Consider the following 13,804-nt stretch of genomic DNA (forward strand, 5'->3'; position numbering starts at 1 on the left):
TTAGGCTGACGGTATGTTGACCATTGCGATTTGGTCTCCGAATGTGTTGTACATCTTTAAATTACCGGTCGAAGGATCGTAGGATAGGTTAACGCCGGCGCTGTACTGGATTCCGGTCGCGAGGCTGTTAACGTTATCTAACTCTTCGTAAATGGGTTCGAGCATCGGTTCGTTAACCGCGTTACTGCCGTTTATTAAGACATTCGGAGCTCTTAACGATAATGTCTCCGGTCCCCATATATCGAGGTAACCCGGATAAGTCGCCAGTGATCCGATGACCACTCCGCCAGCTACAAAGCGTACGCCCGGCGCTCCCGATATATCCGTCTCGATCTTGACGTAGTTGCTTGCGTCTCGATATGCCGCGAATAAATTATCGGTGTTACTGATCTCAGCGCATGGATAGACACCGCCAGCCGCCGTCCTGATGTGTGCCCCGGTTATTGTACCGCCGCTAATCGTTGACGCTGATATCGACCCGCTAAAGTTACCGTCTACCGCGCTCATGATTCCGCCGCTTGTAACGGTGAACATACCGCTGCCGACGTTAATCGACGAACCGACGATCGCACCGTCCGTAAAGTTTGACGAATTGATATGCGCATAGTTGGCGGTCAGGCTGTTCGCGGTTAGGTTTCCGGCCATGTCCAAGCGGAACGGTGCGCTGTTGAAGTCTGCATGGCCTGCGCTAATTCCGTTCGTGTTGATCTTGACTACGTTATTGTCTGCGCCGATAACCATGCTGACGAAGTTACCGAGTTGGCCGATAACCTGTTCCGCTGCGACTCCGTTAGCCGTAATTGCTGTCCGGGCCGTAGCTCCGCCGTCCGTCGAAATAACGATGCCGTTCGACGTTAATAGTACGAGGTCGTTCGCGTCCGCTGTCGACTGCAGGACGATCCCGCGCGTATCATACTTGACCTCCGTTTTAGACGCGGTCACGTCTATTACCGCCAACCGAGCGAACTCTTCGAACACGTCCGCCCGAATCCGCCCACCGCTGAACACGTTGTCGACCGTCCGTCTACTCGTCTCCAAGTCCGCTAGAATCTGCGTAAAATCTCGCCGCATGACGTTCGCAACGGTAAGCTGCGTATGCTGGTCGGCCGCGTACGGATATTCTGTCATCTCCGTGATTCGCGCTGTAATTCCGGTCAGGCCGAGCGCAGGATCGACGAGCGTAACGGTATCACCGAGGCCCGGCCGCGCTTCGTCCTTATCGATCTTGAATAAATCTGCAGCCGATACGTTGACTTCGAGCGCCGGTACTTCGCGTTCAGCCAAGCGTAAGCGCGCCGCCTCGAGCAGTTTTAGCGGATCGGTAACGTCTTGCTCCGTCAATAAATCGTCATAATACGGAACGCTATCCGATGACCAATCCGCAGCATATTGCGATACAAGATAGTTGACCGCTAGATTGCCTGCGCCGTCGATTGCGCCCGGTATCGCCTCTAAACGCGACCGTTCTTCCGGCGTTAAAATTGACGCAGGCTGTCCGATCCAAGTCCGCGAGTCTTTCATTTCGCAGAATAATCGCGTACACAAAGAAGCGCCGCTGTCCGTAAATGAAGCGGTCAGCAGATTACGTGTAACCTGGACGCGGTAATCCGACGCGGAGTCTCCGATCTTCTTGCGGACATGCAGCGTAAAGTTATCCGGTTCGACTTCCGCTCCGTATAGCGTCAGGACTGCGTTGAGTGATTCGAGACAATTGCCGCCGCCGAACGCCTTGACGTCCGCTAGGTCGAACGTGTCATCGACCGCAATAGAAAAGCGCCCACCCGTTGCGGACTGGATGAGCGCTGTTAATTGCGTGATATGGATACCGTACCCTTCCGCCATGTAGGACGCGTACGGAAACTTGTAATCCGCCAGTTTGAACATAACGTGAGAACACGATATCTGAGCGGTCAGCTTACGGTCCTCACGGTTACGCTGGCGGCTATTGATAACGTAATACTGGCCGCGCTCGTCCTTAACGTGACCTTTGAGCGGTAATTTATCGCGGAAGTCATCGGATGACATCGGGACCGAGAACGTTAAAGTATCGTCTGCGTTAATCCGCCTGGTCCGCGTAATATCGTAAGCGTCGCGTAAGATTCCGATCCGCTGGAAATGGCGGTCGTACGATTGTAGTGTAGCGGCGTTTCCGTTAATGATCGCAATCACCTCCTTTACGGTTAATAGAGATAGCGGTCACGGTGCGTAATCCGCGTTAGAAGTTGGCGCGCTGATTCGTTATCCGTGTACGTTACTTCGTTCATTCCGAGTCCGAGTTCGAAAAAGTCTCCGTCAAGTAAGTGGATCGCGTTGACTCCGTTCAGCTTGATCGTCTGCTTCTTCGTATCAATAACGAGTTTGTCTCCCGGGTCCAAATCGCCCGTAAACGTAAGGGAATCGACGTGCATATAGCGGACTTTCGGAATAAACTCCGTAGCCGTTTCGAAGCCGGCTGCGTGGAGTCGATCGCGGATCATTGACGTCAGCAGTTCCGTAGCAGATTCGAACGTTGCAGCCGCCGGGGTATCACGTGTGGGCGCCCCGTTAAATTCCGTGGCCGATTCGTACAAAATAAAAACCGCAAAGTCTGCGTTGAGACGTGCGGTCGGTTCCGTTGCAGATTCGATTGTAACGTTGAAGAACGTTTGGATTACGTAAGGGCGGCTGAAGGGCGCGCGGTTGAATGCGCCGATGAACGACATGTGTGCGTGCTCCTTTCGTGTGGAATAACGTAAATCTGCGCAGCAGAAAAAGCCCCGCGCGTGAGAGCGAAGGGCTTGCGTGTGGGTGTGCGTGTTGCTGCACAGTAGGGTCCTACCCATTAACAATCTGCCAATCCCGCGCCGCTGTTGTAATGCTGGCCGTTGTTATATTCGCAAGTCTTATAACGACGTTACCATCACTGTAGTAATAGGCGCTGAACACAAGTCCCGCCTCTAACCCCCCAACAGGATGTGCTTGGATCAAGCTATTAATCGTCGTGCCGTTTGCCGTAACAACTTTATCTACACTGCTATGAGCAGGAATGATTGTAGAAGCGATGTTCTGCGTAGCACTGCGTTTTGTGGCGATCGTTTCCCAGCTCGTCCACGCCCCACTGAAATTAGTAACCCTAAATTGGATATCTGTAGACCCTGCTGGGTACCAGTACTGATATTGGAATCCGTTGTCTGCTGAATCAATCCTATCGGTGACGAGTCTCCCGGAGGATGTGGGGAACCCTTGTCCAACTCCTGAAATAACCGTGTGAGTAATGGCTCCTGCGGGATATGCAGAGGCTAAATCACTGGCCGTTCTAGCGTTAATCGTATCTATTGTTGTGAAAACACCCGCCCCGTACTCTTTCCAGTTCTGCCACGCATTTGATACGTTATTCCAGAATCTAACGTATACAGAGTTTTGTCCTAGGGGATACCACTTCTGGTACGAAAAATCATCGTATCTCACATCTCGATAGGTGTACAGTATCCCGGCTGATTGTTTGGGGAACCCGCTATTATCTGCATTCAGAAAGGTGGTCACCGTTACTTTGTCATGATCAAACGAAGATATAGGGCTGCTCGCTGTAAGCCCGGTGTTATACTTTGTTTGAAAGTTTTTATAGATCGCATTGCTGTAAGCCTCTCCGTTAGCCCCGACAGCAAAGTAATCATCAGTCTCTTCGTTCCAAGCTTCGACGACGTTTCCAAATGCCGACATCGCTTCATTTGCGGTAACAACGTCTATCTCTGCGCGTTTTTCGTCAAGGTAATCTATCAACCCGATTAAGTTATCCCATTGTGTTTCACTAACAGAATAAGAATGCAAGCAGAGTACGAACCATCCATTATTGGCAATTGCTGTGTCGACATAGCCTTTGAAATTTGCTAGTGTTAAGTTTTCGTCTTCTCCGAGCGTAATGCGCGTAATTCGCATGGAGTGTAGAGGCGGATAGTTTATACCATATTGTGCGAATCCATATTCGTAGTATTCTTTAGATAACGTCCTTACCAGTCCGTTATTGCTGCCATATGGGTATACAATCCCCTTGACATCCAAACCATTCGAAATCAGTTCCGCCTTCGACTGACTGATTTCCGAAATGATCTGTGCTTCTGACAAGTCCGGCAAATGCGGGTGCGTCTTGCTATGAGACATAATTTCCCAGCCTGCGGCTTGTAGACCGATGATCTGGCTAAAGTTCATGTGATTACTGCTTGTTGCCGCATAGTCAGTGACAATAGCAGCACACCCCGGAAATCCATACGTGTCTAGCAGAGGCTTTAGGTTTGTTAATGTAAACAAATGGCCGTCGTCATCAATAATAGTACATAACGGTCTTTGAATTTTACTGCTGCTAAATACTGCTTGCTTGGTCTTGAAACGAGTCGCCGTTTCCGCCAACTGCGCGCTATGCTCCTCGATATTCCCGCGCATAGCATCCGCATCGTACGACGTAAAATACCGCGCCACCTGCGCTCCCATCGCCCACGCCTTCGCTACCGTCCCGCTAAATCCGCGCGTACATCCCGTTAGGTCATTTCCGGATTTTCCCGTATACAGCACGGTTTCCGCCGTCTCATCTACGCCAATCGTCGCGAGGTTCGGAGCGTCTGGTAGCTTCGACGCATCCAGGACGGTGATTGTCGTCGCGACGTCCGTAATTGCCGCCGCTAGTTCAGTCGCGGGGCTATTCGGTGCCGCCGCGTACATAGGTAATTGCGCCATCTATTCGTCCCCCTCTCGTAATTACTGCGTAAATTTGACCGATACAGCATCGACAGCAAAGCGCGGACGGTCGCCAGTCAGCAACGTACGCGGATTATCCAGCGCCTTCGACCACAGCAGATTACCGCCTGATACCGCCGTACGTAATCCGATGTGCGTTACGAGGCCCCAGTCCGCAGTCGCAACGGGGAATACGATCTCCGCGCTATTACTGACCGTTTGCTTGCCGCTGATAACCGCAGGCACGCCGAACGCGATCGTTTGCCTTGCGTAAGAACCTCCGCTTACTTCCGTTCCTGTATCCGCCTGCGTTGGGTCTGACGTGTAAAGCGCGATATAGACGGTGTCCGGCCCATCAAACGTTACATTGCGCAGAGCAGCGTTAAGTAGTTGAGCGGAAAGCCAATTCGAAATTTGCATCGACATATATTCGTTCTCCTTTTTGGCGCATGAAAAAGACGCTTGGCCGTAATGACCGAGCGCCTGTCTGCACGTTGTTTTATTGATATTCGTATTCGTTCGTTACCGTAAATCCGTTGACCGTGTTCCAGCCGGTATTTGTAACCGTGATAACCGGTTGCGCCCTTACGTCCGCTTCTGATTCGATCTGGACCGCAGTAGGAGACGCGGTTATCATAAACTCCGTTACAACTTCGTCGCCGGTCGGCCACGGGTCGTTCATTCGCAGGCTTACGTCAATCAAGCGGCTGCCCGTCTCGCCTAGCGCCAACGTCCCGGCATAAATCGCGCGATAATACTTTCCGGGCATGTCCGAAAACTCTAGCGTAATCTCGCCGCGCTTGGCGTTAAACGTTCGCGCCAGATACGCCACGGTCCGGTGAAAGTCCGCACCACTTACCGTTATCTCGAACGTAAGATTCAATAGCCGAGCGCTGTACGACCCGCCGAAATCGATAACGCCGTCTGTGCCAGCGATCTTCACGGTATTGTCGTCCATTTCCGGCAGGACGGGCAATTTCCGTTCATAGAGCGCTGCCCCTTGCGTTGATAGCCAAACGCCATTAACCGCAACGTCGTAGTTCATGCGGCCGCCACCTCCGACGTGTTGGTGGAATACCGCGCCAAGGCTTCGTCTAAGATGACGTCGATCCGGTCGAAATCTACGTAGGAAATACGAATTAACGGGATTCCGTGCGCCATGCAGTAAGCGGTTTTAATTGCGTCCCTGCGTTTCGTAGCCAGGTGCTGTCTCTCTGCCCAGTCTGCACCTCTTCCAGCGAAATCCACCGGACGGAAGTGCTGCTCTCCATCGTACTCGATGAGTATATCGTAATCTTTGAGACACACGGAGAAATCGAACGGTAGTGGGTGTTTGTCGCGGCAATCAGCAACCTTGTGCTGCTCGGTGAACGTATATCCTCGATCTACAAGGTATGCCCGGATAGAAAGCTCCCCGCGCGACGAAGCACAGTATGGACAACGATTCCCTCCGAGGAATTCGTGTGGACTTGCTTGGTATTTGCGTCCGCACGTACTGTGCCGAAGTGTTATTTTTGTATGGGCATTTTTATACTCTCCGGAGACCGTGTACTCGTCTACAACTGCCGCGAAGACTTCTTGTTTAAACTGTTCCGTTGTCTTTTTTAAATTTCCTGCGCAAGCGGGGCAACGTCTTCCTGCACGAAAATGCCCCGGAGGAGTTGTGTAATCATAGCCGCAAACATTATGGCGCATCAAGATTGGCGTACGTGCGCCTGCGTATTCGCCCAGTACCGAGTATGCGTCGCCTTCAAGCGCTGCGACTTCCTCCTCGAACTGAGCCGTCGACCTCATCGCGTTTGTGTGGCACCGAGGGCAGCCGTGCCCTCTTAGAAAGCTGTTAGGTGTCGCGTCCCATACTTCTCCGCAGGCGGTATGTCTGTGCGCGGTTTTAGTACCATAGCCGATATACGGACCCACAAGTACATACTCTCCCCCAGTGCTGGTTTCAACATGCCGTGCGTATGCCTCGCTTGTCCACGTCGCCTTTTTTCGAGCCCCCGGCTTGCGCAGACACCCCCTGCACACAGAGGCCCTACCTCCCGATCCTTCTTTTCGCGGACCAAAGTCACTAAGAGGTCTTACTACAGCGCACTTAGTGCACGTCTTTCCGATTAACTCCTTCCCGTCCACAGTCAGTGTCACGGTTTGGACACGATTCCAACCTCCCACCGATCCGCCTCCCTCCTATACATAGTCGCGCCAGGTTACGCGCATTTCGGACAAGAAAAGAGACGCTACTTCTAGCGTCCCTACCCGTGCTCATTAAACATCTTTGATTCCCATCGACTGCAGCCTCGAAGCAGCCCGGACGCGTTCGTCGTAAAACGTCTGAACATCGACCTTATCCGTAAGAACAACCTCGTTAGCCCCCATGTCGATATTATTCGTAATATATGTCGGTGCTGCGGGAGCCTGCGCTGCTAGTTTAGGAACGGAGAGCATGCTGAATAGCACACTCTGTTGTTGCGGCGTTAATATAAGTTCTTGTGCGTGCGCGATGACTGGAACCGCCTGGCCGTACGCACCCTTAACAACGCCGCCGTCCGCGAAGTGCTGCAGCTTACCGGTGTCCTTCGTAACGCTGTACTTCGCGCGTAACTCCGCATTCCGCGCCGATAACCTCGCCATTTCCGCCGTGTTGCCGGCCGCTTTCGCCGCGTTATACGCATCCTTGTTCGCGTTATACTCCGTGATGTCTAGCGCTTCCTGCGCCTCGGCTCGGGCGGCCGTTATTACCGCCATCTTCGCGCTGTATTCCGTTACGAAAGCGTCGAGTCCCGTAAGAATATCCGCATTAGCGCTGGCGGCGGAAGACACGCGGAACGCCGAGATGCCCGCTTCAATCGTTTTGATATCGCCGCTATACGAGTCAAAGGCGGCCATGAGCGCGTCGTACTGCGCTTCGGTATCGGATTTCTCCTTGTCGAACGCGGCCTCTTGCGCATCCTTTTCGTCCTTGAGCGCTTGCTGCTGCGTTTCGAGCGTGCGGTCCGCTAAGTCGCGGTCGTGTTCGAGCTGCATTTGCGCGATCTCTTTAAGCAGCGCGTCGCGTTCATCGATGCCCGGCTGACCGACTGCGGACTGCAATTCGGAGAGGCGTGCGTTTTTCTCCGCAAGCTGCGTCGCATAGTCGGCGTCCGAATTGATCGTTTTGTTAGCATCGCGTAGCTTCTGGATAGCGTTAATGCGCGCGTCGTAATCGTCGAGTGCCGCCTTCTTGCGCTTTTCAATTGCGTCGATGTCCGCTTGCTTCGCCTTATCGATCGCTTTCTTTTCCGCGTCAACGAGGGCGTTAACGACTTCCATACGCTGCTGCGCCAGGTCTTTGCGCGCTTCGTACAGCTCCTTATCGGCCTGTTCGTAATACTCCGTGTTCGCGGCGTATTTGTTTCGAACCCGAGTCCACGCATCGATCTTCATTTGCGCGACTTCCGATTCGGACTTGCCGGCGTCTGTCATGCGGCGTTCCTCTGCATCAATAAACTTCGCAGAAGCATCGTACTGGTCCTGCGCTTCCTTTTCCTGCGCGGCCGCTACGTCCTTACGGGATTGGCGCACTTGTTCGTCCGCTTTCTTGTAATATTCGGAGTCCTTACCGTAGCGGTTACGGAGACGCGTCCAACTTGCGAGCTTTGTTTCTGCGATTTGGAGCTCGGTCTTACCGCTGTCCTCCATACGCTTTTCCTCCGCATCGATCCACGTTGCCGAGAAGTCATAGCGCGATTGGACGCTGTCTTCCTGCAGCTTCTTGATTTGAAGCGTCAGTGTTCGCGCATCGTCAACGGACTCTTTGAGGAATTGTGCGTGTTTCTTCCGCAGTTCTTCATATTTCTTTATCTGCGCATCAGCGGATAAATCGTAAAACTCCGATTGGAACTGTACCGTTTTAAGATCGGCTTCGTACGCGGCCTTACGCGCTTCGGCTGCGAGCTCTTCCGGCGTCTTACCCGTTTTGGGCTTCGTTGTTCTCTGCTTTTTCGGCTTCGATAGGTCAACGCCAGCCCCGGTCGTTCTGCCGGAAAATGCGTCCAAGTTTCCGCTCGTTAGTGCGGACCTCTGCGCTTCCAATTCGTTAAGCGCCGATTGTACTTGGTTCTGTTCCGGATATAGCGCGTTGAGTCGTTGCTGCCCGCGAGCGTATACTTTCTCAGACGCGAGCGAGTCCGGATGGGTTAGCGCTGAACTTCCGGATGCGCTAATAACGGCGTTCATCGTTTTTAGCAGCGCTTGATAGTTCGCGATTTGCGCCTCGATAGCGGCTTTCTGCGCTTTCGTCGTACGTTCCATCTGCTCTATGCGTGCCTTTTCGACTTTAAGCGTACCATCGAGTAAGCTGCGTTCGGCATTCGCCTGTGTCTCCGCTAGATTGATATTCGTAATACGGATGTTGCCCTCTTCGTCCATTACCGTGTGTAGTCCGGGGTACTGCTTGATTAACGCAGCGGTAGCGGCTTGTAATTGTTCTTTTTGGCCGGCGTCGAGTTTCTGCGCATTAGAGAGCTTCTTATACGTAGCGATGTTCGATTCAATCGAGGTTAACCGTTCGTTACTCGCGGCTGCTGCCTGCAAATTGGCGCGCTCCTCCTGCAATAACGCCGGAACCGAGTCGTTAATCGCCTTGTTCATCTTCGCAATCCCGCCCGCTGCGTCCTCGCCGCTCGCGTACCCCAAATCGCGCAATCTCTTGTCCGCAGCGTCGAGCTCATCGTTCAGCTTCGAGAGTTCCGCAGCTCCGGCCCGCCAGTCCTTTCCGGTATTTCCGCCTTTCAGGTTCGCAATCCTCCGCTCGATCGCTTCACGGTCGCGTAGTGCCTGCGTAGTTTCTTCGATTCTGCCGCGCAAGTCTTCGAGATCGCCAGTTGTTCGCGTTAACGGCGACTTACTGAGCGCATCGTTCAGAGACGTTTGTGCTGCCGCAAAGTCTTCCGCAGCCTTTTTCGTCTCTGCGTATTTGCCCGCGAGTGCTGCTGCGCCCGCTGCTAACGCGGAAATGGCGATTGAGATTGCGCCGATAATCGGGATGCTTGCGGTAAAAGCCCGCATACCGACTCCCGCAATAGTTGCGGAAGCTGCAACCTCTTTCAATACGGCAACGAGCGAAACCCCAGCCGCTATCAACCCGCCTATAATCGGTCCCGCTGTAGTAAACGCGATGATTGCGCCCTGCATCGGCGTATTCAGATTCGTAAATCCGTTGATTAGGCCCGTAATCTGCTCGACGACCAACCGGACGGCTGGCGCAAACTTATCGCCCACCGTGATACCGGCGGATTCGAGCGCGGACTGCATCTCGTTAGCCGCGCCTTTGAGCGTGTCCATTTGCGTTCCGGCGACTTGTTCGGCCGTACCGCCTGCGTTTTGAAGCGATGCCGTGTACGACTCGAGCGTTGACTGGCCGTTAGAAATCAACGTTAGGAATCCGCTTGCCGCCTCTTGGCCGACGAGCGTTGCGGCGACGTCCGCTTGCTGCGCTTGAGTCAGACGGGAAAAGGCCCCTTGCATCTGACCGATGATCTGTGCGAATGGGAGGACGTTTCCGGCGCTGTCTTGGATTGAAACGCCGAGTTTATCCATGTAAAACGCAGCCTCTTCGGACGGCGACGCGAGTTGCAGAAGGATAGCGCGTAATGACGTGCCCGCTTGCTCACCGCGAATACCGGCGTTGGATAGCGCCTCGACTGCTGCCGACGCTTCTTCGATGGACAGGCCCATATTTGCAGCAACCGGTGCGACGTACTTCATGCTTAGGCCCAGGTCCGAAATGTCTGCGTTAGAGTCGATTGACGCCTTCGCCAGTACGTCAACGACGCGCCCTGTCTCTTCCGTTTCTAAGCGGAACCCGTTCAGGACGCTTGACGCAATGCCAGCCGTTGTCGCAAGGTCCATTTGACCAGCGGCAGCTAACGACAGTACGCCAGGCAGCGCCGTCATAACGTCATTCGTTTTAAATCCCGCCTGTGCTAAGAGGGCCTGCGCATCTGCCGCTTGCGAAGCGCTAAATACCGTTGACGCTCCGAGTTGTATCGCCTGCTCACGTAGCCGCTCGAACTCTGCTCCGGTCGCCTGCGTAATCGCCTTGACCTTCGCCATTGCCTGCTCGAACGACGCCGCTGTCTGAACGGACTTCGTAATAATCGCCGCCATCGCAACGGCAAGTCCGATATAGGCCGCGCCTAACGCTTTGACTTCGTTCGCTGTCCGGTGTGTGGATAGTGCGTTCCGTTCGATCTCCTTCGCGACCTTATCGATTTCCGCTGCGCTTGCGCCAAGCTTACGCATCTCGTCCGTAACGGCTGCGATCTGTTTGCGGAGTAATTCCGGATTCGACCGGCGGAGAGCATCGTTAATTTTCGTAATCTGAGCGGAAGATGCACCGACATCCTTGAGCGCCATATTAAGGCCCATGAACGACGCTTCCGCCTGGTGCGCAGAGTGGCCGAGTTCTGACGCCTTCTTCTTCGCCTGCTCTACGCCGGCTGTGTATTGCGAGATATCAGCGGTTATGACCGCCCTAATGCCGGCGACTTCTGTTGCTGCGGTATCTATCGTAATCACCTCTCCGGGCAAAAATAAAAGCGCCCGTTAAAGGCGCTATATTCCGAGTTTCATTTTCATTTTCATGCGTTCAAATCCCGTCTTATCGAACGCAGGCTTATCCGGCACCTCACCGTATCCGGCCCGCTGTTGCAGAGCCCCCGTATACTTCCGGAAGTCCTCAACGTTCGTTGTTTGCGCCATCACCGCGTTATTCAAGTCCGCTAGCTGCCGCTGCGCGTTAAAGCGGTCGGCTGCGTCAATCACGTCGAGGATGTCCATGACGTAATAGCCGCGCTCAAATTCGATCTGCGTTTTTCCGAGTTTAATTGCCGCATCGATAAAAAACTGTTCCGCTGTTACGCCGCGCCCTGTTCCGCCGCTTCCGCTGCTTTCGGTATTCCCAGGCTCAGGACGCCTTGCACGTTTTTTAGCATTTCGCCAAAGTTGTTCACGCTCGCCACCGCCGTAAGATACGCCAGTATTTCGTCAACGGACGCGTTCTCGTCGATCCATTCCGCGTCAATCCCCGTCAGTACGGATACGATGCGTACGAAATCGCTAAGCGACTGCTCAAGCGCGACGAGTGCGAAGGCTACCCGCTGATCTGCCGGTGCGGAGATTACGCTAATCAACAGTTGCGGCAACGTTTGGATTGCGCCAAAAAGCTCCCGCCACTGTGCGATCACAATCTTGCGCACCTGTACCGTTTTGGGCTGCGCGCTGCCTTCGCCGAAGATTACCGTACCGGGTAACGCAGGTGTCGGAATTACCGCTTTTTCCGTGCGCTTAAATAGCTGCATTCTTATCGCTCCTTATCGTGTAAATAAAGAAGGCGGACCGAAGCCCGCCCGTTAAATTACGGTGTTGCTGTAACCGTCTCGTCACCGAGGATAGCTACGATATCGTCAGCGTCCGGAGTCGACCGGAGCGTAACGTTGGTGATGCGTTCGTTCTCGTTGTTGTACGAATACGACAGGTCCGTTTCCGGATACGCGAGCGGCAACGTTACCCAATAGTTAGCGTCCGTCTTGTGCGCAATCGGCTTGATGATCGCTTTCTTAGCGGAGTCCAGCAGGTTCAGCCCGACGCCAGTCTTAACGATAATCTTCGTATCGGTTCCGTCCGTTACGGCTTCCGCGCCGACCATGATCTTCGGAATCGTGGGGAGATCGTATTCTCCGAACGGAATCGTTACGCTGACGTTCCGTCCTGTGACACGCTTGCCTACGACAGTCTCTCCGGTTTGGTCCGTACGCTGCTCGCGGTACGCCGTTTCGGTCGTCAGGACTACGCCGCCGATCGTAGTTTCGAACGTTACCATGTCTACGCCTGTTCCGAACTCGACGATTGCCGGTCCAAGCTCGATCTTCTCGATATTTTGAGCCAATTTTATTTCCCCCTTTGGAATGTAAAAAGGCCGCCCGTAATCGGACAACCTTGAGTGAATCGTTATTAAATTGTCGTTAACGTAAAATTGAGCGAATACATTGACCGCGCGCTATCGTCTTTGCCGAGATACCACGGCGCACTCTGTTCGGCCACGCATTTAACTACGCGCTGCGTTCCGATAGTAAACTCGGTCTTACCGTGCAGCGCCGCATAAATCGCGTTAGCCTTCGTTTCAGCCGTCGCAGCCAATTTCGCACGCAATACGATCTGAATCGACGGGTAGGATTTCGGCGTCCATTCGCTCGGCGCGTCGCCTCCGTTTATCCGCGTATATGCGCAGTCATCCGGATTGCCTGTCGCGAACTCAAGTCCGACGAAGGTGAATCCGGGAACCAGTACGCGAAGCAGCGCGTTAGTGTCCGCTATGGTGATCGTGGCCGCCACCTCCCCGCTTCATGCCGGCTATAAGCATCCGCCGGTAAAGTTTCGCGTTAACCTTGAGTGGGCGCGATAAGAATTTCGGACGAGTACCGGGCGTTGTTGGACTCTTATACTCGCCCATTTCGTGGACACGGAGCGCGTAGTTATACCGCTCGCCGTTCGTGTCCGTCTCCGTGGCGCTGTAATAAACTTCGCCCGTTACCGTATCGCCATCGACCGTTACTTCCTTCCCGGCCGTTGTCCGCAATGTACTCGACTTTAGCGGAGCCTCATCGCGGCTGACCGCTAGTAAATGGTCGGTAGCGTCGTGCATTCCGGAAATAGCGCCCGCCAGTAATTCCGCTTTAGATGCCGTAAGCTTTTTCTCAAACGCGCTAATGTCAAATTCGATACTGTTCGCCATTACACGCTCACCTCCGTTAAGATCGGCCGACCGCTCAAATCCCGTATCACAGCGATTGCTAATGGATCGTAGGTCGTGGCCGCGCCTAATTCGTTGGTAAACGTGAGGCGGTCGTTAATCGAAATGGCCGCGAGCTTATCGAAAAGGAATGCGCCAACGCTGACGACTTCCTCTCCGTTGCGGTTGCGGACGAGTTTTACGCCCTCGTCAAAGCGGCATTTCAGCGTGTAGTCGGCCCCGTATTGCGGCTCGTTATAGTCCGGGTCGTTACCGGTGAACGGCGAGATAACGGCGGTCTGACGCATCGGTATGAACGCCATTTAC

General features: G+C 53.8%; 13 protein-coding genes. All 13 read right to left on the bottom strand.

The window, feature by feature from the left end; all coding sequences use genetic code 11:
• The 13 genes from PSAB_RS20405 to PSAB_RS20465 all read right to left on the bottom strand — a co-directional run bounded on the left by PSAB_RS20405 (position 1) and on the right by PSAB_RS20465 (position 13,800).
• Positions 1-2,169 carry a phage tail protein gene (locus PSAB_RS20405; RefSeq protein ID WP_025336438.1) on the bottom strand — a complete coding sequence of 723 codons (2,169 nt, stop codon included), beginning with the start codon at positions 2,167-2,169 and terminating at the stop codon, positions 1-3.
• A gap of 11 nt (positions 2,170-2,180) precedes the next feature.
• Complete coding sequence (locus tag PSAB_RS24740) at positions 2,181-2,702, bottom strand: phage distal tail protein (protein WP_025336439.1); 522 nt, start codon at positions 2,700-2,702, stop codon at positions 2,181-2,183.
• Positions 2,703-2,814: 112 nt separating this feature from the next.
• On the bottom strand, positions 2,815-4,707 hold the full coding sequence (locus PSAB_RS20415; RefSeq protein ID WP_025336440.1) for a polysaccharide deacetylase family protein: 1,893 nt from the start codon (positions 4,705-4,707) through the stop codon (positions 2,815-2,817).
• Between the two features lie 21 nt (positions 4,708-4,728).
• Positions 4,729-5,127 (bottom strand): phage tail fiber protein, encoded by a 399-nt coding sequence (locus tag PSAB_RS20420; RefSeq protein WP_025336441.1) that lies wholly within the window; start codon positions 5,125-5,127, stop codon positions 4,729-4,731.
• Positions 5,128-5,206: 79 nt separating this feature from the next.
• The gene (locus PSAB_RS20425; RefSeq protein WP_025336442.1) at positions 5,207-5,752 is read right to left on the bottom strand and encodes a phage tail domain-containing protein; all 546 of its coding nucleotides are present in this window, start codon (positions 5,750-5,752) and stop codon (positions 5,207-5,209) included.
• On the bottom strand, positions 5,749-6,501 hold the full coding sequence (locus PSAB_RS24745) for a PDDEXK family nuclease (protein WP_144240557.1): 753 nt from the start codon (positions 6,499-6,501) through the stop codon (positions 5,749-5,751). The genes PSAB_RS20425 and PSAB_RS24745 overlap by 4 nt, the downstream gene beginning before the upstream one ends.
• A gap of 471 nt (positions 6,502-6,972) precedes the next feature.
• A complete protein-coding gene (locus tag PSAB_RS24750) occupies positions 6,973-11,265 on the bottom strand; it encodes a phage tail tape measure protein (RefSeq protein ID WP_025336444.1) in 4,293 nt (1,430 codons plus the stop codon).
• A 36-nt stretch (positions 11,266-11,301) separates the two neighbouring features.
• On the bottom strand, positions 11,302-11,526 hold the full coding sequence (locus tag PSAB_RS20440) for a hypothetical protein (protein WP_025336445.1): 225 nt from the start codon (positions 11,524-11,526) through the stop codon (positions 11,302-11,304).
• A 77-nt stretch (positions 11,527-11,603) separates the two neighbouring features.
• Complete coding sequence (locus PSAB_RS20445) at positions 11,604-12,047, bottom strand: hypothetical protein (protein WP_025336446.1); 444 nt, start codon at positions 12,045-12,047, stop codon at positions 11,604-11,606.
• Between the two features lie 56 nt (positions 12,048-12,103).
• The gene (locus PSAB_RS20450; RefSeq protein WP_025336447.1) at positions 12,104-12,634 is read right to left on the bottom strand and encodes a hypothetical protein; all 531 of its coding nucleotides are present in this window, start codon (positions 12,632-12,634) and stop codon (positions 12,104-12,106) included.
• Positions 12,635-12,699: 65 nt separating this feature from the next.
• Entirely contained in the window at positions 12,700-13,080 is a 381-nt protein-coding gene (locus tag PSAB_RS20455) for a minor capsid protein (RefSeq protein WP_025336448.1), read from the bottom strand.
• On the bottom strand, positions 13,049-13,480 hold the full coding sequence (locus tag PSAB_RS20460) for a hypothetical protein (protein ID WP_025336449.1): 432 nt from the start codon (positions 13,478-13,480) through the stop codon (positions 13,049-13,051). Before PSAB_RS20460 ends, PSAB_RS20455 begins: the two co-directional genes overlap by 32 nt.
• Positions 13,480-13,800 carry a hypothetical protein gene (locus PSAB_RS20465; protein WP_025336450.1) on the bottom strand — a complete coding sequence of 107 codons (321 nt, stop codon included), beginning with the start codon at positions 13,798-13,800 and terminating at the stop codon, positions 13,480-13,482. The genes PSAB_RS20460 and PSAB_RS20465 overlap by 1 nt, the downstream gene beginning before the upstream one ends.
• Positions 13,801-13,804: the final 4 nt, after the last annotated feature.

The sequence above is a fragment of the Paenibacillus sabinae T27 genome (genome assembly GCF_000612505.1).
In the GTDB taxonomy this organism is placed as follows: Bacteria; Bacillota; Bacilli; order Paenibacillales; family Paenibacillaceae; genus Paenibacillus_AQ; species Paenibacillus_AQ sabinae.